This window comes from Verrucomicrobiia bacterium (assembly GCA_035574275.1).
In the GTDB taxonomy this organism is placed as follows: domain Bacteria; phylum Zixibacteria; class MSB-5A5; order DSPP01; family DSPP01; genus DSPP01.
Genome location: DATLYY010000058.1, coordinates 1 through 24407, shown reverse-complemented (window position 1 = coordinate 24407; position 24407 = coordinate 1). Strand labels below are relative to the sequence as shown.

Below are 24407 nucleotides of genomic sequence, written 5' to 3'. Positions count from 1 at the left end.
TTTCAATCGTCAATTGAATTATTGAAACTGCTAATGCCCCCCGTGCCCGGAGGCCGGTTTTCCCAGCCGGAACTGCGCCTCCGAGTCAAGCAAATATCCTCCGGAGGAGACCACCTCCTCCCCTTCGTGAACGCCGGAGAGCACTTCCCACCAGTCCCCGCCCCGGACGCCGAGTGCAACAGCGCGCGGCTCAAAAACAGTCGGCCCGACTTTGACCCAGATGATTTGCCGATTGCCGGTCTGCAGAACGGCGGATGCCGGAACGGCCAAAACCGGCTTGCCGGTTTGCACTTTGATGTCCACGTCTACGTACATCCCCGGCTTCAAATGCAAATCGGGATTTTCCAGCTCGGCGCGTACCCGGATGGTGCGGGATTCCTTGTTCACCTCCGGCGAAACAAACGAGACGCGGCCTGAAAACCTCTTTCCCGGATAGGCGGGAGTACTCACCGAAACCGGTGTGCCGACCGTAACGCCCGCGATTTCGTACTCATAAATCTCCGCCCAAACCCAGACCGCCGACAAGTCGGCGATGTCATACACGATCTCCCCTTCCGTCACATAGCTCCCCGCCAGCTTGTTTTTGGCGGCGACAATCCCGGCCCGGGGGGAGTAGATGGTCAACCGGGTGTAGATGGTGTCGCCGCTTTCGATCGCGGCCAGCTGGTCCGGCGTAAGCCCCCAGAGCAACAGCCGCTCCCGCGCGGCGGCCAGAAACCCGGTGTCCAGAGGGGATTCCCCCATTCCCGGCATTCCACCCTTCGGAACGTGCAGCAAATACTCCTTTTGGGCGGTCACCAGCTCGGGGGAGTAGATGATGAAAAGGGGATCCCCCTTGTTGACGAAAGCCCCCGTGTAATCGACAAAAAGCTTCTCGATTCGTCCCGGCACCCGGCTGGGGACGCGGTAGAGCCTTTGTTCGCTCGCTTCCACGGTGCCGACGGTTAGAATGGAGCGTTCCAGCCGGCGCACTCCCGCCTTGGTCGTGGCGACGTTAGCCAGCACCTGCTTGTCCGCCGGGAGGGCGAGCTTGAATTTCTCTTCGGCGGCCTGGGCCGAGCTGGCAAAAAGCCCGCTCCGCTTTTCCAGAACCATGCCGCAGACCGGGCAGGCCCCCGGCTTGTCGGAAGAAACGGCCGGGTGCATGGAACAGGTGTAGTCATCCTTCTGTCCGGCGGATGGAGAGACGACTGAAAGCGTTTCGGCAATCGTCTTTTTCTCCAAGTTCATACCGCAAATGGGACAGTTCCCCGGCTTATCCCGCACGATTTCCGGATGCATCGGGCAGGTGTAGATTTCCTTGGTGCGGACTTCACCAACGGGCGGTGCCTTCTTCCCTTTGCATCCGTTAAAACCAATAAGGAAACCGGAAGCGAACAGGAATAAAAACGGCGCGATTTTAAGAAAATACCTCATCCATTCTTCCTAACTTTTGTTTTCCAGAAAGGCCGTATCCGCCTTCATCTCCATCCCGCAGACGGCGCATTTTCCGGCTGTGGAACCGACCTGCTCCGGATGCATGGGGCAAACAAAGTTCGTCGCCAAACCGGTTTTCACCAAGTCCATCCCGCATTTGTCGCATTTTCCGGGCGCGGCAGGCAGTCCGGTCTGGTCATTCATCGGACAGACATAGGCGTATTTTACGCCGCTCAACTCGGCGGCGTTCTTCTCCTCCAGATTCATTCCGCAGATATTGCATTTGCCCGGCCCGGCGGAAATCACCTCCGGATGCATGGAGCAGGTGTAGGCCGCGGCATTCACCATTTCCGTACCGGAAGATTCCGTCTGCGGCGGGCTTTCATTCTTCTTGCCACAGCCCGCCAGTGCAAATGCCCCCAAAGCCAACACGATGAGGATAATTGTTGCTTTCTTCATTGCTTCTCCTTTCGTTTAATTCAAACCGATTGTTTTTTCCAGTTCGGCACGGGCCGTCCAGTATTGCGCCAGCAAGCTGTAATATTTCCGCTCCAGTTCGATTTGCTCCAGTTGGGCTTCCGAAAAATCGGGAAAGGAGAGCCGCCCGACTGTGTAGGCGGTCTGCCCTTCCTCCACCAAAAGCTGGGCGCGGGGCAGAAGCTCATTGTTGTACAATCGGACAAGTTTTTCCAACCGCTCGATTTCGGCCCAAATCGCCTCCACCTCGGCCCGGATTTGATTTTCTCTGTTTTTTTTCAAAGAGGCCGTCTGCTGAATTTCCAAACTTTTCCCCTGCACCTCCTTCGAACGGGTTGTCCAAAAGAAGAAAGGGAGCCGGAAGGAGACGCTCCCGCCATAGACATTCATCAACCGGCTCGGCATGGCGTGGTCAATCTGCTGGTCGCGGTACAAGCTCAACTCCAAATCGGGAAAATATCCTTTGGCGGCGAGATTCTTTTCAAAGCGCACCCGCTCTTCGGCAGCCGCAAGCATCTGGATTTCCGGATTGTATTTCGCAGCCAGCCACAGAGCAGAATCCAGAATCAAGCCCCCCTCGGCGTTTGGTGACAGCGGCTCGGCGGCCAAGTTTTCTGCGGCAAGCACTTCCCCCGCCAAAAAATCGAGCCGGGCGGCAATCTGCTTGAGCGCTTCGGTATTTTCCAGCTTTTCCGCCTCCACTTTTACCAGTTCCACCTGCGCCCGCAAGTAGGAGTGGTGTTCCCCCTGTGCCTTGGCATAGGCGACTTGGGTTAAAGCGACCAGTTTTTCCCAGACCAGATAGGCCCGCTCCAGAAGCTGGCGGTCTTTTTGAAGCCGAGCCCATTCGTAGTATGCTTTTTTCGCCTCGGCTTGCTTTCCCAAACGGGTTGCCAATAGGCCGAATTCCGCTTCCCTCTTTTCCTGCCCGGCAATTTTTTTCCGCTGCCGCAGCGTGCCAAAAAAAGGGAGCTTTTGGCTTATGCCGATATTTTTGGCGTACAATTCATCCTCCACGAAAATGCTGGAGGAGCCGGGAGCCGGATAGGTGGTGGGCATCCGTTCAACCCCGAACATTCCCATCGGGTCTTCCCAAGCCCCGGCCGCTTTGCGCATCGCTTCTTTGGAGGCCACCTGCTTTTGCCCGGCCAGAATTTCGGGGTTGTTTTTTTCAACCTTGGCCAGAAAATCCTGCAGAGTCAATACCTCTTGGGCAGTTGCAGGAAGCGCGAGGAGAATCACCGTTAAGTGGGCCATCAGAAACAAACCTTTCATCCCACACCCCCTAAAGCAATGCCCTTGCCGACGTGCGTTCTTATTGCCTGACAATAAGTTACGACTATCATGTCAAGTGGTCGTTGTAGCAAATGCTACAAGTGAAAAATCAAATCCTGCACTTGTCATCACCGCCCGCAAACCGCTGGGGAAACAATTTGACAAAGAAATTATCATTTCTTACATAAGAAACGTGGTAAAACGGTTACTACTGCTCGGATCCGTATCTGTAGCGTACGTGTTTTTTATAGAAAATCTGGAAGCCAGTTGCGGGGCGTCCATTTGCCCGCTCGATTTGCATAAAAGCGTCCATGCCGGGCGGCTGCATCTTACCTTAAGCCACGAATATATAAACCAAAACCGGATTTACATCGGCTCAAAAAAATCGTATGTGGGGGCTTTGCCCAATCCCCACGACGAGGTGAAAACGATAAACCAGCGGACGCTTTTGCAGACGCAGTACGGGGTTTCCAACAACTTCGGGATAAAAGTCGAGCTTCCCTACATTATCCGCGAACACAGCCATATTGAAGACAGCACGATCGAAACTTTCAACTTTGAAGGTTTTGGGGATTTGAGCGTTACCGGGCAGTATGGCTTCGATTTTGGCTCGGTGATTTCCCCCGCCCGGCTCGATTTTTTTGCTGGAATAAAAACCCCTACCGGGTTGACCAGTGCGGAAAACGACGAGGGAGAACATGCCGAGGTGACCATTCAGCCCGGCACCGGTTCCTGGGATGGAATCTTCGGCGCCAATCTGCAAGTCCCGCTGTTTACCGTTTCAAGTTTGTCCGGCGGGCTTCATAGCAAACTGCCCTTGAATGTGGGAATAGGCTATCGACTAAATGGCAAAGGAGCCGACGACTACAAATTTGGCAATCAGGTTTTGGCGCATTTGGGGACAGAATATCAAATGCTTTCTCGCCTGTCGTTTTTACTTCAAGTGAATGGAAAGTGGCAGGATTTTGCGGATGCGGGCACAACCGGCGAGCTTCGCTCCAACACTGGCGGTAACTGGATATTCGCCAGTCCTGGGTTGAGCTTCCACATCAACCATACCCTTTCGGCCTACAGCTACGCCCAGATACCGGTTTATCAAAAGGTAAACGGCATCCAGCAGGTGTCAAAGCTGAATTTACAGTTTGGGCTTACTGCTGATATGAAGTTTTTAAAGTAAAGGATTAAATTCGGCTCTTTAAAATCAATCCAGGCGCTTTTTTCTTTTCTCGGCGGATGTCGTAGAGTTGGGAGAGTTCCAGGGCCACTTCCCTGCCAGTGACGGTGCTGTTGGAATAGACAAAGGCCAGATTCTCGTCCTTTTCCACCTGCGCGCCGGTTTTTTTCAAAAACTCGAAGCCGACCGTGTAGTCGATTTTATCGTGAACCGTTTTGCGCCCGGCCCCCAGTTCGATGGCCAAAAGTCCCACTTCCCGGGCGTCCAAAGTCCAAATCCAGCCCGCGCGCGGGGCGCGCACGGGGATTTGGTATTCGGCGCGGGCAAATAAACCGGGGTTTTCCACCGCACCGACAAAGCCGCCCTGCCGGCGGACGAGTTCGCGGAAATGCTGGCGGGCAGAGCCGTCCAGAAGCCGGGCGGAGAGCAGCCGTCGGGCCTCCTTGACATCGATTCCAGCCAGACCAAGCATCCGCACGGCCAAATATTCCGTGACCTGATACAAATCCGCCTCAAAACGGCCGGAGAGAAATTCGAGCGCTTCCTTCACTTCCAGAACATTCCCGACAAAGCGGCCGAGCGGTTCGTCCATCCGGGTAAGGACGGCCTCTGCCTTGACGCCAAACTGCCGCGCCACGGCACAAAGCCAAGCGGCCAGTTCCTTTGCCTCCTTGGGCGTGCGCATAAAGGCGCCGCGCCCGACTTTGACATCGAACAGAATCGCCTCCGCCCCGCCCGCCAGTTTTTTGCTCAAAATGGAGGCGGTGATGAACGGGATGGAAGGCACCGTGCCGGTCACGTCCCGCAGGGCGTAGATTTTTTTGTCCGCCGGGGCGATTTCCACGGTCTGCCCGGCCATAAAGAAATTATTGGCTTGCAAAATCTCGGTGAACTGCTCCACGGAAAAATCGGTGCGGAAACCGGGAATGGCGGAAAGCTTGTCCAAAGTTCCCCCCGTGTGCCCCAGTCCCCGGCCGGAAATCATCGGCACCGCGACCCCGCAGGAGGCGACCCAAGGGGCCAGAACGAGCGAGACCTTGTCCCCCACGCCGCCGGTGGAGTGCTTGTCCACCTTGGGAGCGGATATCGAGGACAAATCAAATTGGCGGCCGGATTCCAGCATCGCCTTGGTCAACGACGAGGTTTCGCGCCTATCAAGCCCGCGGATGAAGGCGGCCATCAAAAAAGCGGCCATTTGATAGTCCGGAATGGAGCCGCCGGTGAATTCGGAGACGAGGAAGGAGATTTCCTCCTCGGACAGACGCTTTCCGTCCCGTTTTTTGGCGATGATTTCGGCGGTCAAAAACATCAGAATTCTTTCAAAATGGCGACTGCGGTTGAGGCGCCGAAGCGCTCTGCTCCCACCTCGTAGAGTGTTTCCAACTCCCTTCGGGTGCGGATTCCGCCGGCCGCTTTGATGGGAAACGACGGACCGAAGATACGGAAAAGCAGCTCGACGTCCTCCCCGGCGGTTTTGGCCAGAACGCCCGTGGAGGTTTTAATCCAATCTGCCCCAGCGTAAAAAGCGCCCAAGGCACCGAGGATTTTCTGCTCGGTGGAAAGCAGGGCGAACTCCAGAATCACCTTGAGACCCACCCCTTCCCACAGCGCATTTTTTATCTCGAAAATTTCGCAGAAGAACTCGGCTAACTTTCCATCGGAAAGATAGGAATGGTTGGCAACCATATCCACTTCGGAAGCGCCATCCTGGCAGGCCTCCAAGGCCTGCTTGATTTTGACGGAAAGCTTGTTTTGACCCAGAGGAAAATCGAGGGTGGAAACGACGCGGGCCTTGGTGCCGACCAGGGCGGCGGCAAAGGAAGTCCAAAGGGGGGAAACGCATACCGCGCCGATTTTATTTTCCACCGCTTCGTGGCAAAGCTTTTCTATCTCCGCGCCGGTTGCTTTGAAATCCAAATTGGTCGATTCCAGTTTTTCCGCCGCCGTTTCTTTGGTCAATTCCTCCACCACGCGAACGTAGCTTTCCGGCGATTTGGCTTTTTGGCGGACGCTCCGTTTTTGCCGCCAAATCTCCTCTTTTTTTAAAGTTTGCAGAACGGATTGCCACTCTTCGTCGCAATGCCCCACCAGCCGGGAAAGCCGCCCGGGCTCCAGAACCTCGAGATCCGCCACTTAACTTCCCGGGCGAAAGGGTAAAGGTAGAAGCTTTTCGAGGGAAGTTTCCTTCAAGAGCCCCTCCCGGTTGACCAGAACAATGGGGAGTTTTAGGGAGAATTCGGACAAAACCTGCAAACAGGCGCCGCAGGGCTGGGGAAAACCCTCGGAGTTTGCGGCGACGGCGGCCGCGACAAACTTTCGGCAGCCGGCGGATACGGCGGCAAAGACCGCCGCGCGCTCGGCGCAGATGGCAAGCCCGTAGGAACCGTTTTCAACGTTCGTTCCGGAATAAACCGCACGGTCTTCGCCCAGAATGGCGCAGCCGACGGCAAATTTGGAGTACGGCGAGTAGGAGTTTTGCTGGGCTTTTTTTGCGGCGGCAATCAGCTTCTCATTGGGCCAGGATTTTTTGGGCAACGCTTTCTCCCCTTCCTTTCCATTTCAATCCAAAAAGCTCCGCTATCGTCGCGCCCAAATCGGCCATCGAAGGGCGCGTCCCCAAATGTATGTTTGGTTTGACGTTTGCGCCATAGATTAAAAGCGGAACGTACTCCCGCGAGTGATCGGTGGAGGGGGTGGTCGGGTCGCAGCCGTGGTCGGCGGTGATGAAGACGACGTCCTCTTTGCGGAAGCGCTGATCCAAACCGGAAAGCAACCGGTCGAATTCCTCCAGTCCGCCGGCGAATCCGGCGGCGTCGTTGCGGTGCCCCCAGAGGGTGTCGAAATCCACCAGGTTGATGAAAATGAAGCCGTTGCGCGTCACGGCGAGCTCTTCGTACAGCTTTTCCATCCCGTCCCGGTTGCTTTTGGTGTGGGCGATTTTGAAAAGTCCCCGCTCGGCAAAGAGGTCACCGATTTTACCGATCCCAACCGTGGGAATACCGGAGGAGTGGAGCAAGTCCAGAACGTTTTCTTCGGGACAAGGGAGCGAGAAATCCTTCCGGTTGGCCGTGCGTTTGAAGTTTTCGCGGGAATCTCCAACGAACGGGCGGGCAATCACCCGCCCGACGCCCCACGCCCCGGTCAAAATCTTACGCATTTCAGCGCAGATGCGATACAGTTCATCCAAGAGAACAACTTTTTCATGGGCGGCGATTTGAAAAACGGAATCGGCCGAGGTGTAAACGATGGGCTTTCCGGTGGCAACGTGCTCTTCCCCCAACTCCTCGATGATTTCGGTGCCAGAAGCGGCTTTGTTTCCCAGCCAGCCGCGGCCGGAGACCCGTTCGAACTCTCGCATTATCTCCGCTGGAAAACCATCAGGAAAAAGCGGTAAGGGTTGGGAAACGGCGACGCCCATCAGCTCCCAGTGCCCGTTGGTGGAATCCTTCCCTGCCGATACAGCGCTCATCTTTCCGTAGGCACCCAGCGCAGCAACGTCGCCGCGAACACCCGCAATCGGAATTATCTTGCCAAGCCCCAGACGTTCCAAATTGGGGAGACGCAATCCTCCAACCGCTTTGGATAAATTCCCGAGCGTGTTGGAACCCTCATCGCCGTATTCTTTAGCGTCCGGGAGTTCTCCGACCCCGCAGGAGTCCAGAACAATCGTGACTACCCGCATTACTTTTCAAGGCGCGGGTCGGGGGCGGAAAGAATAGCAGCTTTGAAGTTGGCCAAAATCTGGGAGACGTCGGCCGTGTCGAGCGGTTTGGAGGTGTCCGCCACCCAACTCAAATAGAAGCTTAAGTTGCGCATGCTGTCCAAAGAGATCCGCCCCTCCTTCCCGGCCCGGCGGTATTCGTCAAAGAGGGACTGAATACGGGTGGAATCATAACCGGGCCCGGCCCGCTGGATTAAAACCCGCTCCATCTGCGTCGTGGACTGCAGGATGCCCCAGTTCAAAATCTCCCCGCGGTACACGTAGAAAAGCGCGACCGCGGCAACAAGCAAAACGAGCAGGATGCCGCCAATAATCAAGGCAATTAAACAACCCTTCGGCAGCGCTTTTTTGGGCTTGGGCGCTCCGCTTTCGGGAAGCTGGTTCATTTAAAGGAAAATTTCGGTGCTATGAGGTCTTGGCTTCTTCGGCCGGCTCTTCGGCGGTTTTGGACTTGGCCGCCGCTTTTTCCAAAAAGATTTCTTCGTCCTTGGTCCGGTCGTAACCGGCGGGACGCTCCCCTTTATGCTTCTTGGCTTCTTTTTTCTCTTTTTTGTCGACCTTTATCGTCGCCATTCCGATGGTAACCACGGCCGTCTCCGCCCCGTCGCCAGCCCGGCGCCCGAGACGGTAAATCCGGGTGTAGCCCCCCTCCCGGTCGGACATTTTGGGGGCGGTGTCGTCAAAAAGTTTCTGGACCGCCTCCGGGGAGTACAACTGCCGCGCTACCAGACGCCGGGCGGAAAGGGATTTCTTCCCGTTCTTGGCGGTTTGAATCAGCCGGTCCACAAAGGGGGCCAAAGCCCGCGCCTTCTGCTTGGTGGTGACGATCCGGTGATGCAAAATCAAGCTGGCGGCCATGTTCGAAAGCATGGCGTCCCGGTGGGCTGATTTGCGCCCCAGCTTTGGCAAATTTCTGCCGTGCTTCAATTATTCCCCTCCGGAAAATAACGGGAGATATCCATCCCGAAGGAAAGCCCCAAATCCCCCAAAACCTCGTGCAGTTCGGTCAAGGACTTGCGGCCGAAATTGCGGAACTCCAGCATCTCCGGCTCGGAACGGCGCACCAAATCCCCCAACGTCTCGATGCCGGCCGCCCGCAGGCAGTTGGCCGAACGGACCGAAAGTTCCAGCTCTTCCACGCGGGTTTTCAAAAGATTGCGCATCCGCGCGGTCTCCTCGTCCAGCTCGCTTTCCTCCGCCATTTGGACGGGACGGTCGGTTTTTATCAGAACCGAAAGGTGGTCGTTCAAAATCTGCCCGGCGTGGCTCAAGGCCTCCTCCGCCGTCACGCCGCCATCCGTCCAGATTTCCATAATCAAACGCTCGTAATCCACCCGCTGTCCCAGCCGGGTGTTTTCAATCTGGTAATTGACCTTGTACACGGGGGAGAAAAGGGAATCCAAAAAAATCGTGCCGACCGGCGCACCGGGGCGCTTGTTCTGCTCGGCCGGGAGGTAGCCGCGGCCGAAGCCGACTTCCAGCTCGGCGGAAAACTTGGTCTCCTCGGTCAGTTCACAGATGAACTGGTCGGGGTTCAAAATTTCGACGTCCCCGCCGGTTTCAATGTTGGCGGCGGTGAGTTTCCCTTTTTTAGCCGCTTTCAAATGCATCATTTTGGGCGCTTCGCCCGCCAGTTTAAGCCGGACTTTCTTCAAGTTCAAACAGATTTCCGTCACGTCCTGGTATACGCCCGGAATCGTGGAGAATTCGTGCAAAACCCCTTCAAAGCGTACGGCGGTGATCGCCGATCCCTGAATGGAGGAGAGCAAAACCCGCCGCAGCGCATTCCCGAGCGTGATGCCGAATCCCCGCTCCAACGGCTCCAGAACGAAACGGCCGTACGTCTTGGAGGCCTCGGCGGCCTCCACGCCCCGGGGCATCTGTATGCTTTTCCACTTCATCAAAGGCTTCTCCTCTTTCTTTATTTTGAATACAGCTCGACGATCATTTGTTCCGAGCACAAAGTCGGAATCTCGGAGCGTTTCGGGTTATCCAGAAGCTCCCCTTCCAACCGGGCTTTGTCCAGCCGCAGATAGGGAAGCGCCAGCTCCCGCCCCTGTTCCTTCAGGGCCTGGTGGATAATGTCCAGATTGCGGCTTTCCTCCCGCACCCGGATAACGTCTCTCGGTTTCACCTGATAGGAGGGAATATCCACCACCTTTCCGCCGACGGTGAAATGGCGGTGGCGCACCAGTTGGCGCGCCGCCTTGCGCGAAGGGGCGAAGCCCAGCCGGTACACCACATTGTCCAGCCGGCATTCCAGAAGCATCAAAAGATTTTCGCCGGTGATCCCCTTCATCCGGTCGGCCCGCTCGAACATATTGTGAAACTGGGTTTCCAAAAGGCCGTACAGCCGGCGCACTTTCTGCTTCTCGCGCAGCTGCTGGCCGTATTCCGAACTCTTGCGTCGGCCGCCCCCCTTGGAGGCGCCGTGCTCGCCGGGGGAATAGCCGCGCCGCTCAAAGGCGCACTTGTCCGAAAAACAGCGGGTTCCCTTCAAGAAAAGTTTCTCCCCTTCCCGGCGGCAGAAGCGGCAGGAAGGTCCTACATAACGCGCCATTGGAATTCCCTCATTCGGTTCAAATTACACCCTTCTCCGTTTCGGCGGCCGGCAGCCGTTGTGGGGCAGCGGGCTCACGTCCTTGATGGCCAGGACTTCCAGACCGGTCGCGGCCAGCGAGCGGATCGCCGCTTCCCGGCCCGCGCCCGGGCCCTTCACCCAAACTTCCACCTTCTTCACACCCACTTCGAGCGCTTCACGGGCGGCCGCTTCCGCCGCCACCTGGGCGGCGAAGGGGGTCGATTTTTTGGACCCCTTGAAGCCGTTCTTCCCGGCCGACGAGGCGCACAAAACCGCCCCGGAGGGGTCGGTGATGGTGACGATCGTGTTGTTGAAGGTCGCCTTCACGTGGGCCACGCAAATCCCCTCGATCCGGCGCTGCCTTTTCTTTGGTTTCTTTTTTACCTCTTCCGCCATCTAAACTCCACTATTGTCCTTGTCGTTGTCTTTACTAATCCCTAATCTACTAATCCCTGATCCCCGTTTTACGTGGGTCCCGGAGGCGGTTTTTTCATTCCGCCGACCGTTTTGCGCGGCCCTTTGCGGGTGCGGGCATTGGTCTTGGTTCGTTGTCCGCGCACGGGAAGACCCCGGCGGTGGCGCAATCCGCGGTAGGAACCGATGTCCACCAGCCGTTTGATGTTCTGCGAAATTTCCGCCCGCAAGGCCCCTTCCACCTTGTATTCGGACTCGATGACCGCGCGAAGCTTGGCAATCTCCTCTTCCGAGAGGGCGTTGACCCGGGTGTCCGGGTTGACCCCCGTTTTTTTCAAAATCTGCCGCGCGGTGGTCGGGCCGATGCCGAACAGATAGCGCAACCCGATTTCCACCCGTTTATCCTTGGGCAAATCGACGCCGGCGATGCGGGCCATCTATCCCTGCCTCTGCTTGTGACGCGGGTTTTTGCAAATCACCAAAAGATGCCCTTTCCGGCGGATGATTTTGCAGGCATCACAACGCACTTTAATCGACGAACGCACTTTCATTTTTTGCTCACTTGTAGCGGTAGACAATCCGCCCACGGGTCAAATCGTAGGGGGAAAGCTCCACGGTTACCTTGTCCCCCGGGAGAATGCGGATGTAGTTCATCCGCATCTTTCCGGAAATATGGGCCAGCACCTGATGTCCGTTGTCCAGTTCCACTCTAAACATGGCGTTCGGCAAGGGTTCGATGACCTTGCCTTCAACTTGAATGGTCTCCTCTTTCGCCATCCTATAACTTCGTCAAAACCAGAGGACCCTCTTCGGTGGCTGCCACGGTGTGTTCAAAATGAACGGAGACTTCCCCATCTTTGGTGACGATGGTCCAGCCGTCTTTTTTGGTTTCCACCGGCCAGTCGCCTAAATTCACCATCGGTTCGATGGCCACGACCAGCCCCGGTTTGATTTCCATTCCCGTGCCGGGCTGTCCGAAGTTCGGCACGACCGGTTCCTCGTGCATCTGCCGGCCAATGCCGTGGCCGACCAGATCCCGCACGACCGAAAAATTATTCTCCTCCACCTTCCGCTCAACCGCGGAAGACACGTCTCCGAGGCGGTTTCCCACCCGAAAAAAATCAATTGCACAATATAACGATTCCTCGGCGATTTGCAAGAGGCGGATCACTTTCTCCGGCACTTTGCCGACCGCCAGGGAAAAGGCCCCATCCGCATAGTACCCCTCTTTCACGCAGCCCACATCCAGCGAAACGACCTGTCCCTCCCGGATCGCGCGCTCCCCCGGGATGCCGTGCACCACTTCGTCGTCGATGGAAACGCAAATGGAGGCGGGATACCCTCTGTATCCCTTGAAGGCCGGCTCAGCCCCGCGGGAACGGATGAACGCCTCTGCCAGCCGGTCCAGCTCCTTCGTTCTCACCCCCGGTTTCACTTCTTTTTTGAGCAACTCGAGGGTCTCCGCCACGATCCGGCCGGCCTCCCGCATTTTTTCTATTTCCCGTTTCGATTTCAATTCAACCATCAATTTTGGATGAAAAGCGTTGGGCCTTTTGCAAAATCGCCGCCAGTTCGGCGGTAACTTTGTCCGGCGGCTGGTTTCCGTTCAGGCGGACGAGTTTGTTTTGCGCTTCGTAATAACCGGTCACGGGAGCGGTTTGTTCCCTGTACACCTTCAACCGCCTGGCCACCACTTCCGGGCGGTCATCGGCCCGGGTCTCGAGCTTGCCGCCGCAGGAATCGCAAACCTCCGCCTTTTTCGGCGGCAGGGACTCCCGGTGGTAGTTGGCGCCGCAGCCGGGGCAGAAAAGCCGGCCGGAAATCCGGCGGATGATCACCTCGTCCGGCACCTCCAACAAAACGGCCAAATCAACGGACAAGTTCCGCACCGCCAAAAGGGCGTCCAGCCCGACCGCCTGCGCCTCCGTGCGGGGAAAACCGTCCCACAAATATCCCTTCCCCGGTTCCAAGTGGGAGGAAACCATCTCCAGAATCAGCTTGTCCGGCACCAATTCCCCTTTGTCCATATAGGCCTTGGCCTCGATTCCCAGTTTGGTTTTGTTTCTGACTTCTTCCCGCAGTATGTCGCCGGTGGCCAAATGGCGGAAACCCAAGCGTTCGGAGAGCATTGCGGCCTGCGTCCCCTTGCCGGAGCCGGGCGGCCCCAGAAGCACGGCCTGCATCAGCCGACCATGCTCCTGCCGCGAATCCGCCCCTTCTTCATAAACCCTTCATAGTGTCGCATCAAAAGATGGGACTCAATTTGCTGGAGGGTGTCCAGGGCGACGCCGACAACGATAAGAACGGAGGTGCCGCCGAAGTAGAAGGTGATGCCGAACTGGCGGATTAAAATTTCCGGTATGATGGCGATGAGGGCGAAAAATATCGCCCCGGGTAGCGTGATGCGGGTCAAAACCCGATCGATGTATTCGGAGGTCTTTTTGCCGGGGCGGATGCCGGGGATGAAGCCGCCCCCCTTGCGCATGTTGTCCGCCAAATCAATCGGGTTGAAAACGATCGCCGTGTAAAAGTAGGCGAAGAAAACGATCAAAAGGCCGTAGATGAGGGAGTAGGTGAAACCGCCCGGCGCAAAAATTGTATTGACGGCATCCACCACCCCTTCGATCGGGATGAACGTGGCCAAAGTCGTCGGGGCGAACATGATTGACTGGGCAAAAATGATGGGAATGATCCCCGCGGTGTTGACTGAAAGGGGAATATGGGTGGACTGCCCGCCGTAAATCTTCCGCCCCACCACCCGCTTGGCGTACTGCACCGGAATCCGGCGCTGGGCGCGGGTGACCGCCACCACGGCGGCGATCATGCCGACCATGATCACGATTAAAAGCAGTTCGGAAAAAAGATTCCTGCGTCCGGCGAAAAGCTCCTCGACTTCCTGGATGAGGCCCGGGAAGAAACGGGCGACGATGCCGATGAAAATGATGAGCGAAATCCCGTTGCCGATCCCCTTGTCGGTGATCTGCTCCCCCAGCCACATGATGAAGATGGTCCCCGCCGTGAAAGTGAGCATGGTCAAAAGGGTGAAGCCGACGCCCGGATTGGGAACGATCGGCAACCCGCCGGCGGACTGGGCCGCCAAATACTGCGCCGTCCCCGCCGACTGGGCCAGCGCCAGAAGCACGGTGCCGTAACGGCTGTACTGCACGATTTTCTTGCGCCCCTCCTCCCCCTCTTTTTGCAGCCGCTGAAAATAAGGCACGACGGCGGTCAAAAGCTGCATAATGATGGAAGCGGAAATGTAGGGCATGATCCCCAAGGCAAAAATCGACATCTTGACGAAGGCCCCCCCGACGAACAAATCGTAGAGCCCAAAAAGCCCGCCCCCCCCGCCGGTGGCGAAAAACTGGGAGAGGGCCTGTGCGTCGATGCCGGGGGCCGGGATGTGCCCGCCGATGCGGTATACGACCAAAAGCGCGACCGTGAAAAGCAACCGGTCGCGCAGCTCCTTGATTTTGAAAATCGAGCCGACGGCGCTAAGCATTCAAAACTTCCGCCTTTCCGCCGCGGGCTTCGATTTTCTCCTTGGCGGAACGGGAAAAGGCGTGGGCCTTGATGACAAGGTTGGCCGGGGCCTCGCCATCCCCCAAAATTTTCACCGGCCGGTCGGCGCGGGCCAGAAGTCCGGCTTCAAACAGGGTTTCCGGGCCGACGCCGTCGGTCTTTTCCAGGCGGGAGAGGTCGGACAGATTGACAATCTGGTAAACTTTCTTATCGAGCGATTTGAAACCCCGCTTGGGAACCCGCCGGTAAATCGGCATCTGCCCCCCCTCGCCGTACGGCTTGGAGCGCCCGCCTGAACGCGCGAGCTGTCCTTTGTGCCCGCGGGTTGCGGTCTTGCCGTGGCCGGAGCCGGGGCCCCGCCCCACGCGCTTGCGGTTTTTCCTCGCCCCGCGGGGCGGCCTGAGTTCGGAAAGCTTCATTTTTACCCGACCCGTTCCACTTTCAAAAGATGCCGCACGGCAAACACCATCCCTTGGATTTGCGGGGAGTCCTCGCGCAGCACCGTTTGGTTGGTTTTTTTAAGCCCCAGGGCATATGCCACTTTGCGGTGCGCCTCTTTTTCCCCCGCCAGCCCCCGCGCCAAAGTAATTTTCAGCTTAGGCACCGGCGGCCTCCTCGGTGGCTTTCATTTTCGATTTTTCCACGAAATGGCGCATCACCTTCAAGCCGTCCAGGGTCGCCTTCACCACATTGTGCGGGTTGGCCGAGCCGAGCGACTTGGTCAAAATATCCTGTACACCGGCCACTTCCAGAACCGCCCGCACCGGCCCGCCGGCGATCACCCCGGTTCCGGGGGAGGCGGGACGCAAAAGCACGCGTGCCGAGCCGAAGGCGCCGATGACTTGGTGCGGCAGGGTTCCTTCCGTGATGGGAACTTTGAACATCTCCTTGCGGGCGGCCTCGTGCCCTTTGCGGATGGCGTCCGCCACTTCGCCGGCCTTGCCGAGCCCCACGCCAACCTGCCCCTTCCGGTCGCCGACGGCGACCAGGGCGGTGAAGGAAAAACGCCGGCCCCCCTTGACCACCTTGGCTACCCGGTTCACGTGGATGACCCGCTCTTCAAACTCCAGCGGGGCCTGCTCAAACTGATCTTCCCGGTCCCGTCTTGTCTTCAAAACTTCAATCCTCCTTCGCGCGCCCCGTCCGCCAACGCCTTCACGCGGCCGTGGTAGCGGTACCGGTTGCGGTCAAAAACCACTTTTTCGATTCCTTTCGAGCGGGCCAATTCCGCCAGCGCTTTGCCCAGCAATTTGGCCCGGTCCCCCTTGGTCCGTTTGCCGCCCGGCGACTGCTCCTTTACGGGGGCGGAAAGGGTGGAAAGAGAGGCCAGGGTCTTCCGGTTCAGATCATCCACCAATTGCGCATACATCTGTTTCAAACTGCGGAAAACCGACAAGCGCGGCCGCTCGGGAGTGCCGTAGATTTTGGCCCGCACCCGCTTCTTCCGCCGCTCCGATTTCTTCTGTCTGGTCCTGGATCCTTCTGCCATAATTTTATCCTACGCCGCCGTTTTGCCGGCCTTGCGGCGGAGCTTTTCACCCTCGTACTGAATCCCCTTCCCCTTGTACGGTTCTGGCGGGCGCAAACCGCGGATTTTGGCCGCCATCTCCCCGACCAATTCCCGGTCCACGCCGGAAACGGTCACGCGGGTCTGGTTTTCCACGGTAACCTTCACCCCGTCCGGGGGGCGGATGAGAATCGGATGGGAGTAGCCGAGCGAAAAACTGACCAGCTTGCCGGAAACTTCCGCCCGGTAGCCGACCCCGACAATGATCAAAACCTTGGAAAATTCCTTGGTGACGCCGGTAACCATGTTGGCCAGAAGCGCCCGCGAAAGCCCGTGCAAACTTTTGTGCAGCCGGGACTCCCCGTTGCGCGTCACGACCAGCTTGCCATCCGATTGCTCCACCTTGACTTCGGGACGGAACTCGCGGGTCAGGCTCCCCTTGGGGCCCTTGACCGTCACTACCCCCCTGGCGATGTTCACCGTGACTCCGGCCGGCAGCGGCACCGGCAATTTTCCTATGCGCGACATCTCACCAGACCTGCAGCATGACCTCGCCCCCGACGCCCCCTTTCAGGGCGTCGGAATGGGCCAAAACCCCTTTGGATGTGGAAACAACCGTCATTCCCAGCCGCCGGTTGAAGGTGGAAAGCCGTTCCCGGTCGGCGTAAATCCGGCGGCCCGGCTTGGAAACCCGCTTGAGCCCGGTAATCATCGGCACACCGTTTTTTCCGAAACGCAAGGCGGCCCGCAAAACCGGTTTTTTCTCCCCGAGCCGGGCGTAGCCGCGGATGTAGCCGTTGTCGTAAAGCACCTTCAAGACGTTTTCCTTCAGCCGGGAATAGGGAAACTCCACCCGCGGCAGCCGCGCCTTGTTGGCGTTGCGCAGCCGGGTGAGCATGTCGGCGATCGGGTCGGTCATCATAAAATCACCAGCTTGCTTTCACCACGCCGGGAATCTCCCCGGCCAGGGCCATCTGGCGGAAACAGATGCGGCAGATGCCGAATTTGCGGATAAACGCGCGCGCCCGCCCGCAGCGCCAGCAGCGGTTGTGCTGGCGCACGGCGAACTTCGGCGCTTTCTTCGATTTTTCAATCATGCAGGTGCGGGCCATCGACTCGTTTCCTCTCCTACTTTCTTAGCTTGCCTTTTTGGCTCCCGCCGGTTTGGCCGGCGGCGCGCCGTAACTGACTGTCTTGGGCTGCCCGCCGGGGGCGGCGAACGGAACCCCCAATTCCTTGAGCAGCTCAAATCCCTCTTCGTCCGAGGCGGCCGTGGTGGCCAACGTCACGTTCATCCCCCGGATTTTTTCGATTTTGTCGTAGTCGATTTCCGGGAAGATAATTTGCTCTTTCAGGCCGAGCGTGTAGTTCCCCCGGCCGTCGAAGCCGTCCGGCGGCAGCCCGCGGAAATCCCGGATGCGGGGAACCGCCACGTTCACCAGCCGGTCGAAAAACTCGTACATCGCATCCCCGCGCAAAGTGACGGTAAGGCCGATGGGGACGCCGGCCCGCAGTTTGAAGTTGGAAATCGATTTTTTGGCCCGCCGCACGGCCGGCTTCCGGCCGGTGATGGCGGAAAGCTCCGCCGTGGCGGTGTCCAACGCTTTCGGGTTGGCCAACGCCTCCCCCAGCCCCACGTTCAAAACGATTTTGGAAAGTTTGGGCGCCGCCATCGGATTGGTGTAGCCGAAGCGGGCGGAAAGGGCCGGAATCGCCCGTTCCCGGTAACGCACCAAAATTCGGGGGATTACCCGCTCCCGCGGGGGGGCCTTTTCTTTCGGCGCTTCGGCCCGCGCTTCTTTCTGCTCCTTGGCCGGTTTCCCCTTCGGCGCCTTGGCCTGCTGCTGGGGCTGCTGTTTTTTCTTTTCCTTCTCTTCCGCCATTTTACTTTTCTCTATGCTTTTCCAATCATCCAAAAATCCGTTCGACGAATCCGGCTATATCATTTCTCCGCATTTTTTGCAAATCCTGACCCGGTCCGATTTTCCGATTTCCGCCGACTCCGAAACCCGCGTGCCGACGGCCGTCGGCTGGGAACATTTCGGACAGACCAGCCGGACGTTGGAAATGTGCATGGAGCGCTCCCGCTGGATGATTCCTCCTTTGGGGTTCCTCTGACTGGGGCGGGAATGCCGCTTGATCAAGGTCGTCCCCTCCACCACCACCCGATCCTTCTCCGGAAAAACCTTCAAGACCTTCCCCGTTTTTCCCCGGTCCACGCCGGTCAAAACTTTTACGATGTCTCCTTTTTTCACCCGCATTACAGAACCTCCGGTGCGAGCGATATAATCTTGGTGAACTGCTTGTCCCTAAGCTCCCGGGCCACCGGCCCGAAGATGCGGGTGCCGCGCGGCTCCTTCTGCTCGTCGATTAAAACCGCCGCGTTGTCCGAAAAGCGGATGTAGGAGCCGTCCTTCCGCTTGATTTCCCGCCGCGTGCGCACCACCACGGCCTTCACCACGTCCGATTTTTTGACCGGGGCGCCGGCAATCGCCTCCTTCACCGTGCCGACGATGATGTCCCCCACCCGGGCGTAGCGCTGCCCGGAATGCCCCAGAATGCGGAAGCAGCGCACCATCCGGGCGCCGGAGTTGTCGGCGATGGTCAGCCGGGAATATTCCTGAATCATTTCGAGCGCTCCAGAATCTCCACCACCCGCCAGCGAACCAGCCGCGAAAGGGGACGGGTTTCCATGACCAGGACACGGTCCCCTTCCTTGGCTCCCAGCGGATCGCGGGCATACAGCTTGGTTTTCCGCCGAACCACTTTTTCATACTCCGGGTGGCGGAAGGTGCGGTCCACCCCCACCACAACGGTTTTCTGCATCCGGGCGGAAAGCACCACACCGGCGCGGGTTTTCCGCTCGGCCCGTTCCGCTTTTTCGACTTTTCCCTTCATATTCAATTTTTCTTTTCGCCCGTTTTTTCGGTGATCGAGCGGGCCTCCGCCAGTTTGCGGACACCCAATTTGTCCTCGTTCAAAATCGTTTTGATGCGGGCCATCTCCCGTCGAAGCATCCGAAGCCGGATCGGATTGTCCAGCTCCTTGGTGTTGCGCGAAAGCCGCAAATTGAAAACCTCCTCCTTGTGGTCGGCGATTTTCTGCTCCAGCTCCTCGCGGGAAAGCTCCCGCAGCCGCTCCAGCTTTTCCATCTACACTCCCGCCCCGGTTTCCGCCCGCGAAACGAACCGGCTTTTGATCGGCAGTTTTCGCCCGGCCAGCATCAACGCCTCCTTGGCCAGATCGAGCGGAACCCCTTCCAGTTCAAAAAGCACCCGTCCGGGCTTCACCACGGCGACCCAGTATTCGGGATTTCCTTTTCCTTTTCCCATTCTTGTTTCCGCCGGTTTCATCGTCACCGGTTTGTCCGGAAAAATCCGAATCCAAACTTTGCCGCCTCGTTTGATGTAGCGGGTCAAAGCTACTCGCGCGGCTTCAATCTGTTTGTTGGTAATCCAGGCCGCCTGCAATGCCTTTAGACCGTACTCGCCGAAGGCGACGGTGGCCCCGCGGTACGACTTGCCGCGCCGGCGGCCCCGCTGCTGCTTCCGGTATTTTACCCGTTTGGGGAGAAGCATTACGACTTTTCTCCTTCAGAATTCGAAGGCCCCTTGGGGCTTTCTATGGCCGGCCTGGCAGGAGTTGCCCCGGCCGTTCGTTCTCTCGGTCCGTGCGGCCGGCCGTCCCGGCGTCCGCCATCCCGGCCCCGGCCTCCTCCTCCGCCTCGTCTGTCAGGGCGCCCGCCCCGATCCCGGTCGTCACGACGATCCCGGCCCCGCCCCCGGTCTTCTTCAGCCCGCATGGTCGGCCGATGCTCTTCGGCTCCCTGCCAGTCCAGAACCTCCCCGCGGCAAATCCAGCATTTGACGCCGATGGTTCCGTAGGTGGTGTGCGCGGTGGAGTTGGCGAAATCGATGTCCGCCCGCAGGGTGTGCAGGGGAACCCGCCCTTCCATGTATTTTTCGGTGCGGGCAATCTCCGCGCCCGCAAGACGCCCGCCGCAGATGATTTTGATTCCCTCCCCTCCCATCTTCATCGTGAGGGCGATCGCTTTTTTCATCGCCCGTCGGTAGGAGACGCGCCCCTCCAACTGCCGGGCAATCGACTCGCCGGTCAGCCGGGCGGAAAGCTCCGGCCGCTTAACCTCGACAATGTTGATGGTGATTTCTTTTTTGGTCAAAAGCGCCAGTTCCTCTTTAAGCTTGTCCACTTCCGCCCCTTTCCGGCCGATGACGATGCCGGGGCGGGAGGTGTGGATGTTCACCGTGACCTTGGTCGGGTAGCGCAGAATCTCGATTTCGGCGATGCCGGCGTTTTCCAGCCGGCGGTGGGTGTAGCGCCGGATCAAACTGTCTTCCTGCAAAAGCCCGGCGGCCCCCTTTCGGGTGAACCACTTGGAACTCCAGGAGCGGATGACCCCCAGACGGAATCCGATTGGATGGGTTTTCTGCCCCATTATTCCTTCGCCTTTCGGGTTGTTTTTTTGGCTTTCTTTTCCACTTTTCTTTTTTCCTCAACCGCCGGTTTTTCAGCCGCTTTTGCTTTCGGCGCTTTTTTGGGTTCTTCTTTGGCCGGCGCCGCCTTGGTTTTTGTCACCGCGGACTTCAACGCTTCGGCTTTCGGCTCCCCTTCAACCACGACCGTGATATGGCAGGTTCGCTTGCGGATGCGGTACGCCCGCCCCATGCCAACCGCCCGGAAGCGCTTCCAGATGGGGCCGCCGTCCACAAACAAGGTCTTGATGCGCAAATCCTCCGGGTGAATCTTCGCGGTTCCCTCTTCCGCCAGGACATTGGAGGCGGCCGACTTGATCGTTTTCTGCAAGGGGACCGCCGCCGCCTTGGGGACGAAATTCAAAATCTCAATCGCCTCGTTCACGTTTTTCCCCCGCACCAATTCCGCCACACGGCGGACTTTGCGGGCCGACATCCGTACAAACCGGGCGCGCGAAACCGCTTCCACTACGCGCCACCCTTCTTGGTTTCACCGCCGGCCGGTGCGGCGGGAGCCGGTGCGCCCGGGCCGCCCCGCGGTCCGCCTTTTCCTCCCGGGGCCGGCGCCGCGGCCGTCGCGGCCGCTTCCGCCGCCGCTTTGGAAAGCTTGCCGGAATGTCCGCGGAAGGTCCGCGTGGGGGCGAATTCCCCCAGTTTGTGGCCGACCATGTTCTCGGTGATGTACACCGGGATGAACTTGTTGCCGTTGTGCACGGCGAAGGTGAAACCGACGAACTCCGGCGGGATGGTGGAGCGCCGCGCCCAGGTTTTGATGACGGTCTTGACATTGGTCTCCGCCAGCTTTTTCACCTTTTCAAAAAGCTTCGGCTCCACAAAGGGGCCCTTTTTAAGCGAACGGGTCATTTTTTACTTGCGCCTTCTCAAAATGTATTTGTCCGAGGGGTTTTTCTTTTTCCTCGTTTTGTATCCTTTGGCGAGCTGCCCCCATGGACTGCAGGGATGCCGCCCGCCGGAGGATTTTCCCTCCCCGCCGCCCATCGGGTGGTCGACCGGGTTTCTGGCCACGCCGCGCACGTGGGGTCGCCGCCCCAGCCAGCGGCTCCTCCCCGCTTTGCCGAGCGAAATGTTTTCGTGATCCAGAACGCCGACCTGCCCCACGGTGGCGTAATTGTCCAGCCGGACGAGCCGGATTTCACCGGAAGGAAGCCGCAGGTGGGCGAAATCCCCCTCCTTGGCGACCAATTGCACCATCGCTCCCGCCGCCCGCGCCAGCTGTCCCCCTTTGCCGGCTTTCAGTTCCACGTTGTGGACGACCGTGCCGAGCGGGAGACGGGAAAGGGGCAGCGCGTTGCCGGTGGCGATATCCGCGCCGTCGCCGGAGGCCACCGTTCCGCCTACATTCAATCCATCGGGGGCCAAAATATAACGCTTCTCCCCGTCGGCGTAATGCAAAAGCGCAATCCGGCAGGTGCGGTTCGGGTCATACTCGATGGCCGATACCCGCGCCGGAATGCCGGCTTTATCCCGGCGGAGAAAATCCACTTTCCGGTACGCCTGACGGTGTCCGCCCCCCAAGTAGCGAGAAGTCACCCGGCCGCTGTTGTTCCGGCCGCCCGATTTGCGCAAAGACTCCAGAAGCGATTTTTCCGGCCGCCCCTTGGTCAATTCCTCAAAGGTGTAGGCCGTCTTGAACCGGATCCCCGGCGTGGTCGGCTTATAGCTCTTTACACCCATTTTATCTCATGCTCCGGCTAATCATCACAAACTTTCGAACGCCTCGATTTTTTCATCCTTCTTCAGGGTGACGACCGCCTTTTTCCAGTTCGGCCTTCTTCCCTCCTCGCGTCGGAAGCCGAACCGCTTGGTCTTCCCCCGCATCACCATCGTGGCGACTTCCGTGACGTGGACTTTGAAAAGCTGTTCCACGGCCCGCTTCACTTCATGCTTGTTGGCATCCAGCGCCACCCGGAACAGGTACTTGTTGTCCCGCTCCTTCATCAAGACCCCTTTTTCGGAAATGAGCCGGGAAACGAGGACTTCCTTGGGGTCTCTCATGCAAAATTCTCCGCGATGCTCTTATAGCCGGCCTCCGTCGCCACCACCCAGTCCGCCCAGACCAAGTCGTAGGGGCTGACCATAAGCGCCCGTTTGGTCACCACGTTGGGGATGTTCCGGCTTGATTTCTCCAGATTGCTCTTCCCTTCCCACAAAAACAAAACCTTGCTTTGGGCAACCCCCAACTTGGCGAAAAGCTCGGCGATTTTTTTGGTTTTAGGCGCCTCCAAATCGAAATCCTGCACCACCAAAAATTTCTCTTCCGCCGCCTTGGCGGAGAGGGCCGATTTCAAGGCCGCCCGGCGCATTTTTTTGGGGAGCGCCATCCGCCAGTCCTTGGGCTCCGGCCCGAAGGCCCGGCCGCCGCCGACCCAAACGGGGGAGGTGTTGGAACCCGCCCGCGCCCGCCCGGTTCCCTTTTGCCGCCAGGGCTTGATGCCGCCGCCGGACATCTCCGCCCGGCTTTTCACCATCGAAGTTCCCTGCCTTTGGTTCGCAAGATAGGTGACCACCGCCTGGTGCAGAACCGCCTCGTTCGGCTTCTGGCCGAAAAGCTCCTCTTTCAAGGCAAGCTTCGAGACCTCCGTCCCTTCTTTGCTGTATACTCTTGCTTCCGCCATGGGCTATTCCGCTTTCTTTTTGAAGCGGGCCGAGGCCGGCTCCACGATTTCAATTTTCACCAGACTGTTCGGCTTTCCCGGAACGGCCCCCTTGACGAGAAGGGCGTTATGTTCCTTGTCCACATCCACCACTTTCAAATTTTTAACCGTTACGGTCTGTCCCCCCATCCGCCCCGCCATCCGCTGCCCGCGAAAAGTGCGCGAGGGAAAGGAGGAAGCCCCCACCGAACCGGGCGCACGGGTGCGATCCGACTGCCCGTGCGTTTTCGGCCCGCCGCCGAAATGGTGCCGCCGCACGGCTCCCTGGAACCCGAGCCCCTTGGCGGTGCCGCTGACTTTGATGATGTCGCCGGGATGCAGAATCGAAACATCCAAGGTCTGCCCCACTTCAAAATTCTCCCCGTCTTCCAGCTTCAATTCCGAAAGCCAGCGGGTTGTCTCCATCCCCGATTTTTTCAAGTGTCCCGAAAGCGGTTTCTTGATCAAATTTTTCCGTTTTTCCCCGAAGGCCACCTGCAGCGCGCGGTAGCCGTCCTTTTCTTTGGTTTTGACCTGCGTAACTTTGCAGGGGCCGGCTTCGATTACGGTGACCGGCACCGCCGTCCCCTCCTCGGTGAAAATCCGGGTCATCCCGACCTTTTTCCCCAAAAACTGCTTCATACTTTGATTTCCACGTCCACGCCGGCCGGCAGCTCCAGCTTGATCAAAGCATCCACCGTCTGGGCGGTGGAGTCGAAGATGTCGATTAAGCGTTTGTGAAGGCGGGTTTCAAACTGCTCGCGGGACTTTTTGTCCACGTGCGGGGAGCGCAAAACGGTGTAGAGCGTCCGCTTGGTTGGGAGGGGAAAGGGCCCCACCAGCCGCGCCCCCGTGCGCAAGGCCGTCCGGGCGATCTCCTTGGCAGACTTGTCCACAGCGTGATGGTCGAACCCTTTCAGCCGTATCCGTATTTTTTGTCCTTGCGGCAACGCCATACCAATATCCTGTCTTTTCTCCTGTTTCTTCTATTCTCTTTTGCGTTTGACTTTTTAGGAAAGAACCTCTATGTCCTATTCAATCACCTGGGCCACCACGCCGGCTCCCACCGTGCGGCCCCCCTCCCGGATGGCAAACCGCAGCTCCTTCTCCATCGCAATCGGCTGGATCAGCTCCACCTCCATCTGGATGTTGTCCCCCGGCATCACCATCTCA

General features: G+C 58.4%; 40 protein-coding genes and 1 pseudogene. 1 reads left to right on the top strand and 40 read right to left on the bottom strand.

Annotated features, from left to right (window positions below):
- Nucleotides 1–30: 30 nt before the first annotated feature.
- The 3 genes from VNL73_08080 to VNL73_08070 are packed head-to-tail and all read right to left on the bottom strand — an operon-like array spanning nt 31 to nt 3168.
- Nucleotides 31–1416: an efflux RND transporter periplasmic adaptor subunit gene (locus VNL73_08080; GenBank protein ID HXF49366.1), complete on the bottom strand. Its 1386-nt coding sequence runs from the start codon at nt 1414–1416 to the stop codon at nt 31–33.
- Nucleotides 1417–1425: 9 nt separating this feature from the next.
- On the bottom strand, nt 1426–1875 hold the full coding sequence (locus VNL73_08075; GenBank protein HXF49365.1) for a heavy metal-binding domain-containing protein: 450 nt from the start codon (nt 1873–1875) through the stop codon (nt 1426–1428).
- A gap of 15 nt (nt 1876–1890) precedes the next feature.
- The gene (locus tag VNL73_08070; protein HXF49364.1) at nt 1891–3168 is read right to left on the bottom strand and encodes a TolC family protein; all 1278 of its coding nucleotides are present in this window, start codon (nt 3166–3168) and stop codon (nt 1891–1893) included.
- A 238-nt stretch (nt 3169–3406) separates the two neighbouring features.
- Here VNL73_08070 and VNL73_08065 point away from each other — a divergent pair, with 238 nt between their 5' ends.
- A complete protein-coding gene (locus tag VNL73_08065; protein ID HXF49363.1) occupies nt 3407–4345 on the top strand; it encodes a hypothetical protein in 939 nt (312 codons plus the stop codon).
- A 4-nt stretch (nt 4346–4349) separates the two neighbouring features.
- On the opposite strand, the gene VNL73_08060 is transcribed toward VNL73_08065, so the two are convergent.
- The 37 genes and pseudogenes from VNL73_08060 to tuf all read right to left on the bottom strand — a co-directional run.
- Entirely contained in the window at nt 4350–5651 is a 1302-nt protein-coding gene (locus VNL73_08060; protein HXF49362.1) for a thymidine phosphorylase, read from the bottom strand.
- The gene (gene deoC / locus VNL73_08055; protein HXF49361.1) at nt 5651–6475 is read right to left on the bottom strand and encodes a deoxyribose-phosphate aldolase; all 825 of its coding nucleotides are present in this window, start codon (nt 6473–6475) and stop codon (nt 5651–5653) included. Before deoC ends, VNL73_08060 begins: the two co-directional genes overlap by 1 nt.
- The gene (gene cdd / locus VNL73_08050) at nt 6476–6877 is read right to left on the bottom strand and encodes a cytidine deaminase (GenBank protein HXF49360.1); all 402 of its coding nucleotides are present in this window, start codon (nt 6875–6877) and stop codon (nt 6476–6478) included.
- Entirely contained in the window at nt 6852–8024 is a 1173-nt protein-coding gene (locus tag VNL73_08045; GenBank protein HXF49359.1) for a phosphopentomutase, read from the bottom strand. Before VNL73_08045 ends, cdd begins: the two co-directional genes overlap by 26 nt.
- Nucleotides 8024–8449, bottom strand: a complete 426-nt coding sequence (locus tag VNL73_08040; GenBank protein ID HXF49358.1) for a hypothetical protein — start codon at nt 8447–8449, stop codon at nt 8024–8026. Before VNL73_08040 ends, VNL73_08045 begins: the two co-directional genes overlap by 1 nt.
- 19 nt (nt 8450–8468) lie before the next feature.
- Complete coding sequence (rplQ, locus tag VNL73_08035; GenBank protein HXF49357.1) at nt 8469–8990, bottom strand: 50S ribosomal protein L17; 522 nt, start codon at nt 8988–8990, stop codon at nt 8469–8471.
- Nucleotides 8987–9964 carry a DNA-directed RNA polymerase subunit alpha gene (locus VNL73_08030; protein HXF49356.1) on the bottom strand — a complete coding sequence of 326 codons (978 nt, stop codon included), beginning with the start codon at nt 9962–9964 and terminating at the stop codon, nt 8987–8989. Before VNL73_08030 ends, rplQ begins: the two co-directional genes overlap by 4 nt.
- Before the next feature lie 20 nt (nt 9965–9984).
- A complete protein-coding gene (gene rpsD, locus VNL73_08025; protein ID HXF49355.1) occupies nt 9985–10623 on the bottom strand; it encodes a 30S ribosomal protein S4 in 639 nt (212 codons plus the stop codon).
- A gap of 24 nt (nt 10624–10647) precedes the next feature.
- The gene (gene rpsK, locus VNL73_08020; protein HXF49354.1) at nt 10648–11040 is read right to left on the bottom strand and encodes a 30S ribosomal protein S11; all 393 of its coding nucleotides are present in this window, start codon (nt 11038–11040) and stop codon (nt 10648–10650) included.
- A 68-nt stretch (nt 11041–11108) separates the two neighbouring features.
- Nucleotides 11109–11495, bottom strand: coding sequence for a 30S ribosomal protein S13 (rpsM, locus tag VNL73_08015; protein ID HXF49353.1), 387 nt, complete (start codon nt 11493–11495; stop codon nt 11109–11111).
- Nucleotides 11496–11609 carry a 50S ribosomal protein L36 gene (rpmJ, locus tag VNL73_08010; protein ID HXF49352.1) on the bottom strand — a complete coding sequence of 38 codons (114 nt, stop codon included), beginning with the start codon at nt 11607–11609 and terminating at the stop codon, nt 11496–11498.
- Nucleotides 11610–11616: 7 nt separating this feature from the next.
- Nucleotides 11617–11835 (bottom strand): translation initiation factor IF-1, encoded by a 219-nt coding sequence (gene infA / locus VNL73_08005; protein HXF49351.1) that lies wholly within the window; start codon nt 11833–11835, stop codon nt 11617–11619.
- A gap of 1 nt (nt 11836) precedes the next feature.
- Entirely contained in the window at nt 11837–12583 is a 747-nt protein-coding gene (gene map, locus VNL73_08000) for a type I methionyl aminopeptidase (GenBank protein ID HXF49350.1), read from the bottom strand.
- Complete coding sequence (locus VNL73_07995; GenBank protein HXF49349.1) at nt 12576–13241, bottom strand: adenylate kinase; 666 nt, start codon at nt 13239–13241, stop codon at nt 12576–12578. Before VNL73_07995 ends, map begins: the two co-directional genes overlap by 8 nt.
- Nucleotides 13241–14560: a preprotein translocase subunit SecY gene (gene secY / locus VNL73_07990; protein ID HXF49348.1), complete on the bottom strand. Its 1320-nt coding sequence runs from the start codon at nt 14558–14560 to the stop codon at nt 13241–13243. Before secY ends, VNL73_07995 begins: the two co-directional genes overlap by 1 nt.
- Nucleotides 14553–14999, bottom strand: a complete 447-nt coding sequence (rplO, locus tag VNL73_07985) for a 50S ribosomal protein L15 (protein ID HXF49347.1) — start codon at nt 14997–14999, stop codon at nt 14553–14555. The genes secY and rplO overlap by 8 nt, the downstream gene beginning before the upstream one ends.
- A gap of 2 nt (nt 15000–15001) precedes the next feature.
- Complete coding sequence (rpmD, locus tag VNL73_07980; GenBank protein ID HXF49346.1) at nt 15002–15184, bottom strand: 50S ribosomal protein L30; 183 nt, start codon at nt 15182–15184, stop codon at nt 15002–15004.
- Nucleotides 15177–15695: a 30S ribosomal protein S5 gene (gene rpsE, locus VNL73_07975; GenBank protein ID HXF49345.1), complete on the bottom strand. Its 519-nt coding sequence runs from the start codon at nt 15693–15695 to the stop codon at nt 15177–15179. Before rpsE ends, rpmD begins: the two co-directional genes overlap by 8 nt.
- Complete coding sequence (gene rplR, locus VNL73_07970) at nt 15692–16069, bottom strand: 50S ribosomal protein L18 (protein ID HXF49344.1); 378 nt, start codon at nt 16067–16069, stop codon at nt 15692–15694. The genes rpsE and rplR overlap by 4 nt, the downstream gene beginning before the upstream one ends.
- A 9-nt stretch (nt 16070–16078) precedes the next feature.
- Nucleotides 16079–16615, bottom strand: coding sequence for a 50S ribosomal protein L6 (gene rplF / locus VNL73_07965; GenBank protein ID HXF49343.1), 537 nt, complete (start codon nt 16613–16615; stop codon nt 16079–16081).
- Nucleotide 16616: 1 nt separating this feature from the next.
- On the bottom strand, nt 16617–17009 hold the full coding sequence (rpsH, locus tag VNL73_07960) for a 30S ribosomal protein S8 (GenBank protein HXF49342.1): 393 nt from the start codon (nt 17007–17009) through the stop codon (nt 16617–16619).
- Between the two features lie 4 nt (nt 17010–17013).
- Entirely contained in the window at nt 17014–17199 is a 186-nt protein-coding gene (locus VNL73_07955) for a type Z 30S ribosomal protein S14 (protein HXF49341.1), read from the bottom strand.
- 24 nt (nt 17200–17223) lie between these two features.
- Nucleotides 17224–17970, bottom strand: a complete 747-nt coding sequence (gene rplE, locus VNL73_07950; GenBank protein HXF49340.1) for a 50S ribosomal protein L5 — start codon at nt 17968–17970, stop codon at nt 17224–17226.
- Nucleotides 17971–18024: 54 nt separating this feature from the next.
- Complete coding sequence (gene rplX / locus VNL73_07945; GenBank protein HXF49339.1) at nt 18025–18348, bottom strand: 50S ribosomal protein L24; 324 nt, start codon at nt 18346–18348, stop codon at nt 18025–18027.
- Nucleotides 18348–18716 carry a 50S ribosomal protein L14 gene (rplN, locus tag VNL73_07940; protein HXF49338.1) on the bottom strand — a complete coding sequence of 123 codons (369 nt, stop codon included), beginning with the start codon at nt 18714–18716 and terminating at the stop codon, nt 18348–18350. The genes rplX and rplN overlap by 1 nt, the downstream gene beginning before the upstream one ends.
- A complete protein-coding gene (gene rpsQ, locus VNL73_07935) occupies nt 18713–18985 on the bottom strand; it encodes a 30S ribosomal protein S17 (protein HXF49337.1) in 273 nt (90 codons plus the stop codon). The genes rplN and rpsQ overlap by 4 nt, the downstream gene beginning before the upstream one ends.
- Before the next feature lie 2 nt (nt 18986–18987).
- Nucleotides 18988–19239: a 50S ribosomal protein L29 gene (rpmC, locus tag VNL73_07930; protein HXF49336.1), complete on the bottom strand. Its 252-nt coding sequence runs from the start codon at nt 19237–19239 to the stop codon at nt 18988–18990.
- Nucleotides 19240–19665, bottom strand: a complete 426-nt coding sequence (rplP, locus tag VNL73_07925) for a 50S ribosomal protein L16 (protein ID HXF49335.1) — start codon at nt 19663–19665, stop codon at nt 19240–19242. It lies immediately after the preceding gene.
- The gene (rpsC, locus tag VNL73_07920; GenBank protein HXF49334.1) at nt 19665–20543 is read right to left on the bottom strand and encodes a 30S ribosomal protein S3; all 879 of its coding nucleotides are present in this window, start codon (nt 20541–20543) and stop codon (nt 19665–19667) included. Before rpsC ends, rplP begins: the two co-directional genes overlap by 1 nt.
- Nucleotides 20543–21049, bottom strand: a complete 507-nt coding sequence (gene rplV / locus VNL73_07915) for a 50S ribosomal protein L22 (protein ID HXF49333.1) — start codon at nt 21047–21049, stop codon at nt 20543–20545. Before rplV ends, rpsC begins: the two co-directional genes overlap by 1 nt.
- Nucleotides 21050–21177: 128 nt before the next feature.
- Nucleotides 21178–21444: pseudogene (gene rpsS / locus VNL73_07910) on the bottom strand (30S ribosomal protein S19).
- Nucleotides 21445–21447: 3 nt separating this feature from the next.
- Nucleotides 21448–22275 (bottom strand): 50S ribosomal protein L2, encoded by an 828-nt coding sequence (gene rplB / locus VNL73_07905; protein ID HXF49332.1) that lies wholly within the window; start codon nt 22273–22275, stop codon nt 21448–21450.
- A gap of 24 nt (nt 22276–22299) precedes the next feature.
- The gene (rplW, locus tag VNL73_07900) at nt 22300–22596 is read right to left on the bottom strand and encodes a 50S ribosomal protein L23 (protein ID HXF49331.1); all 297 of its coding nucleotides are present in this window, start codon (nt 22594–22596) and stop codon (nt 22300–22302) included.
- Complete coding sequence (gene rplD, locus VNL73_07895; protein HXF49330.1) at nt 22593–23216, bottom strand: 50S ribosomal protein L4; 624 nt, start codon at nt 23214–23216, stop codon at nt 22593–22595. Before rplD ends, rplW begins: the two co-directional genes overlap by 4 nt.
- Before the next feature lie 3 nt (nt 23217–23219).
- Nucleotides 23220–23876, bottom strand: a complete 657-nt coding sequence (rplC, locus tag VNL73_07890) for a 50S ribosomal protein L3 (GenBank protein ID HXF49329.1) — start codon at nt 23874–23876, stop codon at nt 23220–23222.
- Nucleotides 23873–24190, bottom strand: a complete 318-nt coding sequence (gene rpsJ, locus VNL73_07885) for a 30S ribosomal protein S10 (protein HXF49328.1) — start codon at nt 24188–24190, stop codon at nt 23873–23875. Before rpsJ ends, rplC begins: the two co-directional genes overlap by 4 nt.
- A gap of 75 nt (nt 24191–24265) precedes the next feature.
- Nucleotides 24266–24407, bottom strand: a 142-nt coding sequence (gene tuf / locus VNL73_07880) for an elongation factor Tu (GenBank protein HXF49327.1), incomplete at its 5' end; no start/stop codon positions are given.

Excerpts from the sequence above, each read along its gene's own strand:
- VNL73_08080 (HXF49366.1), bottom strand. The coding sequence starts at position 1,416 with ATGAGGTATTTTCTTAAAATCGCGCCGTTTTTATTCCTGTTCGCTTCC.
- VNL73_08075 (HXF49365.1), bottom strand. The coding sequence starts at position 1,875 with ATGAAGAAAGCAACAATTATCCTCATCGTGTTGGCTTTGGGGGCATTT.
- VNL73_08070 (HXF49364.1), bottom strand. The coding sequence starts at position 3,168 with ATGAAAGGTTTGTTTCTGATGGCCCACTTAACGGTGATTCTCCTCGCG.
- VNL73_08060 (HXF49362.1), bottom strand. The coding sequence starts at position 5,651 with ATGTTTTTGACCGCCGAAATCATCGCCAAAAAACGGGACGGAAAGCGT.
- VNL73_08045 (HXF49359.1), bottom strand. The coding sequence starts at position 8,024 with ATGCGGGTAGTCACGATTGTTCTGGACTCCTGCGGGGTCGGAGAACTC.
- VNL73_08040 (HXF49358.1), bottom strand. The coding sequence starts at position 8,449 with ATGAACCAGCTTCCCGAAAGCGGAGCGCCCAAGCCCAAAAAAGCGCTG.
- VNL73_08030 (HXF49356.1), bottom strand. The coding sequence starts at position 9,964 with ATGAAGTGGAAAAGCATACAGATGCCCCGGGGCGTGGAGGCCGCCGAG.
- rpsD (HXF49355.1), bottom strand. The coding sequence starts at position 10,623 with ATGGCGCGTTATGTAGGACCTTCCTGCCGCTTCTGCCGCCGGGAAGGG.
- rpsK (HXF49354.1), bottom strand. The coding sequence starts at position 11,040 with ATGGCGGAAGAGGTAAAAAAGAAACCAAAGAAAAGGCAGCGCCGGATC.
- rpsM (HXF49353.1), bottom strand. The coding sequence starts at position 11,495 with ATGGCCCGCATCGCCGGCGTCGATTTGCCCAAGGATAAACGGGTGGAA.
- rpmJ (HXF49352.1), bottom strand. The coding sequence starts at position 11,609 with ATGAAAGTGCGTTCGTCGATTAAAGTGCGTTGTGATGCCTGCAAAATC.
- infA (HXF49351.1), bottom strand. The coding sequence starts at position 11,835 with ATGGCGAAAGAGGAGACCATTCAAGTTGAAGGCAAGGTCATCGAACCC.
- map (HXF49350.1), bottom strand. The coding sequence starts at position 12,583 with ATGGTTGAATTGAAATCGAAACGGGAAATAGAAAAAATGCGGGAGGCC.
- VNL73_07995 (HXF49349.1), bottom strand. The coding sequence starts at position 13,241 with ATGCAGGCCGTGCTTCTGGGGCCGCCCGGCTCCGGCAAGGGGACGCAG.
- secY (HXF49348.1), bottom strand. The coding sequence starts at position 14,560 with ATGCTTAGCGCCGTCGGCTCGATTTTCAAAATCAAGGAGCTGCGCGAC.
- rplO (HXF49347.1), bottom strand. The coding sequence starts at position 14,999 with ATGAAGCTTTCCGAACTCAGGCCGCCCCGCGGGGCGAGGAAAAACCGC.
- rplR (HXF49344.1), bottom strand. The coding sequence starts at position 16,069 with ATGGCAGAAGGATCCAGGACCAGACAGAAGAAATCGGAGCGGCGGAAG.
- rplF (HXF49343.1), bottom strand. The coding sequence starts at position 16,615 with ATGTCGCGCATAGGAAAATTGCCGGTGCCGCTGCCGGCCGGAGTCACG.
- rpsH (HXF49342.1), bottom strand. The coding sequence starts at position 17,009 with ATGATGACCGACCCGATCGCCGACATGCTCACCCGGCTGCGCAACGCC.
- VNL73_07955 (HXF49341.1), bottom strand. The coding sequence starts at position 17,199 with ATGGCCCGCACCTGCATGATTGAAAAATCGAAGAAAGCGCCGAAGTTC.
- rplE (HXF49340.1), bottom strand. The coding sequence starts at position 17,970 with ATGGCGGAAGAGAAGGAAAAGAAAAAACAGCAGCCCCAGCAGCAGGCC.
- rplX (HXF49339.1), bottom strand. The coding sequence starts at position 18,348 with ATGCGGGTGAAAAAAGGAGACATCGTAAAAGTTTTGACCGGCGTGGAC.
- rplN (HXF49338.1), bottom strand. The coding sequence starts at position 18,716 with ATGATTCAGGAATATTCCCGGCTGACCATCGCCGACAACTCCGGCGCC.
- rpsQ (HXF49337.1), bottom strand. The coding sequence starts at position 18,985 with ATGAAGGGAAAAGTCGAAAAAGCGGAACGGGCCGAGCGGAAAACCCGC.
- rpmC (HXF49336.1), bottom strand. The coding sequence starts at position 19,239 with ATGGAAAAGCTGGAGCGGCTGCGGGAGCTTTCCCGCGAGGAGCTGGAG.
- rplP (HXF49335.1), bottom strand. The coding sequence starts at position 19,665 with ATGCTTCTCCCCAAACGGGTAAAATACCGGAAGCAGCAGCGGGGCCGC.
- rpsC (HXF49334.1), bottom strand. The coding sequence starts at position 20,543 with ATGGGGCAGAAAACCCATCCAATCGGATTCCGTCTGGGGGTCATCCGC.
- rplB (HXF49332.1), bottom strand. The coding sequence starts at position 22,275 with ATGGGTGTAAAGAGCTATAAGCCGACCACGCCGGGGATCCGGTTCAAG.
- rplW (HXF49331.1), bottom strand. The coding sequence starts at position 22,596 with ATGAGAGACCCCAAGGAAGTCCTCGTTTCCCGGCTCATTTCCGAAAAA.
- rplD (HXF49330.1), bottom strand. The coding sequence starts at position 23,216 with ATGGCGGAAGCAAGAGTATACAGCAAAGAAGGGACGGAGGTCTCGAAG.
- rplC (HXF49329.1), bottom strand. The coding sequence starts at position 23,876 with ATGAAGCAGTTTTTGGGGAAAAAGGTCGGGATGACCCGGATTTTCACC.
- rpsJ (HXF49328.1), bottom strand. The coding sequence starts at position 24,190 with ATGGCGTTGCCGCAAGGACAAAAAATACGGATACGGCTGAAAGGGTTC.